The sequence below is a fragment of the Actinomadura rubrisoli genome, assembly GCF_004349215.1.
Lineage (GTDB): Bacteria > Actinomycetota > Actinomycetes > Streptosporangiales > Streptosporangiaceae > Spirillospora > Spirillospora rubrisoli.
Genome location: NZ_SMKU01000674.1, coordinates 1 through 1,670, shown reverse-complemented (window position 1 = coordinate 1,670; position 1,670 = coordinate 1). Strand labels below are relative to the sequence as shown.

2 protein-coding genes are annotated in these 1,670 nt (G+C 66.6%); one reads left to right on the top strand and one right to left on the bottom strand.

The features are described from left to right. The first annotated feature begins 296 nt into the window (after nucleotides 1–296). The gene (locus E1298_RS46745; RefSeq protein ID WP_131903776.1) at nucleotides 297–785 is read left to right on the top strand and encodes a hypothetical protein; all 489 of its coding nucleotides are present in this window, start codon (nucleotides 297–299) and stop codon (nucleotides 783–785) included. Nucleotides 786–876: 91 nt separating this feature from the next. On the opposite strand, the gene E1298_RS46740 is transcribed toward E1298_RS46745, so the two are convergent. Next, nucleotides 877–1,578 (bottom strand): hypothetical protein, encoded by a 702-nt coding sequence (locus E1298_RS46740; RefSeq protein ID WP_131903775.1) that lies wholly within the window; start codon nucleotides 1,576–1,578, stop codon nucleotides 877–879. Nucleotides 1,579–1,670: the final 92 nt, after the last annotated feature.

Here is a 1,670-nt window from a genome sequence, read left to right as displayed (position 1 = left end):
GTCCCCGACATCCCCGCCTGCACCTTCTAACGCGGACGTCCACGCCATCGGTGAGAATTGCCCCCTCACCTCCGGCGCCAAGGGCCTCCCCACCGCCGCCCGTGCCCACTAAGGCAAGACGATTCGGCCTGGGAGGCCCCCAACGCGGCCGTCCCGTTGAAGTTCCTGAAGGTCCTGGGAAAGCGCGCTGACAATGTCGGAGGGGATCTCGCCGACCTTGCGCAGGACGTCGTCGCCGGGCATGCGCGGGATGCGTTTGGATCACATTCCTTCTCAGCTGAGAGGTGACGGAAACCATGCGGATCATCCTGTTACTCGTGCTCCTGCCGCTGGCCGGATGCAGCGGCAGCGGTGGGGAGCATCGCGCGGCCGTCCCCTCGACGGGCCGACCCAGTACGAGCACGTGCGGCGGCCCCAGAGCGGCGCTGCTCAGCGACCGCGTGATCGATGGCGCGATCGGAAGGGAACCGGTATGGCTCTGGCTGCCTCATGCCTACGACTCCGTACGCGGTGCCCTGTCAGCACAAGCGACCACCTTCGGCCGTCACGGTTGGGGATTCAAAGCCGCTTGGGGAATTCGCTCCGGCGCTCGGGGCCCGGTCACCGCGCACGGTCGTAACCGGGTCACGGGGCATCAGGTGTGGTTCGCGCCCAATCTCCATGCCCCCACGACACGGCTGACACTGGACACAAGAACACCGCTGGACCGCTCGGGGGGATGGCTTCTGTGGCAAGGGCAAATCAGCTTGCCCGAGTCCGGCTGCTACGACCTGCAGGCGGACTGACCAGGTGGATCCTGGCGCTTCACCGTCGACTTCACCGCTCCGCGTGGACCGCCGGGGCCGCGGTGAATCCATCCGAAGGCCGGGACGTGGTTCAGCGGAGGGTGGCCAGTTCCTCGGCGGTGAAGGCGGGCCCCGGGGCGATCGTGCCGTCGAAGATGAACGCGAGAAAGTCCTTGTCGTAGTAGTCGCCGCCCGGCACCGGGTCCTTGACGGCGTTGGTGCCCGGACGGGTGACGCGCTGCCGGGAGTACCACGGGTCGATGAGGAACCACTCCTCACCCCACGTCGCCGGCTTCGCCGGATCGCTGCCGGACGCCCGGCCGACGACCACGAACGCATGGCCCTCGCCGCCGGGCGCCAGGTTGAACTGCTCGACCCGCACGCCCTCGGGAAGGAGCTTGGTGTTCTCGGCCAGCCAGCCCACGGTGATGCCCGCGATATAGGTGCAGTTGCCGCCGGTGAAGCCGGAGTAGTTCGTCCGGCCCCACTGAAGGTAGCCCTTCTTGAGCAGGACGCGCACCTCGTCGAAGTTGTCGGCCGTCACGTCGACGAGAGCGTCGGCGTCCTTGATGCCGCTGAGCTCGTTGTAGCGCGCCTTGTACTTGCGCAGATCGAGCCCCTTCGTCTTCGCGAACGTCGCCGATTCCGGAATGGTCAGCGGCGCGGCGGTCAGCCCGGGACTGGCCTTGACCTTCGAGACCTCCAGGCCCTTTTCGCAGACCTTCTCCCACAGGTTCCAGATCTTGCACGTGGCGAGCTTGCTCCCCTCGATGGCGTCCTGGATCGCTTTCATGGCACCTGTTTTGGGCGAGGCCACGCCAGGCCGCTCTGGGTTCATGAAATCCCTTTCCCCTGAGAAGAAAACCCCCGAAACACCCCACATGC

Excerpts from the sequence above, each read along its gene's own strand:
- E1298_RS46740 (WP_131903775.1), bottom strand. The coding sequence starts at position 1,578 with ATGAAAGCGATCCAGGACGCCATCGAGGGGAGCAAGCTCGCCACGTGC.
- E1298_RS46745 (WP_131903776.1), top strand. The coding sequence starts at position 297 with ATGCGGATCATCCTGTTACTCGTGCTCCTGCCGCTGGCCGGATGCAGC.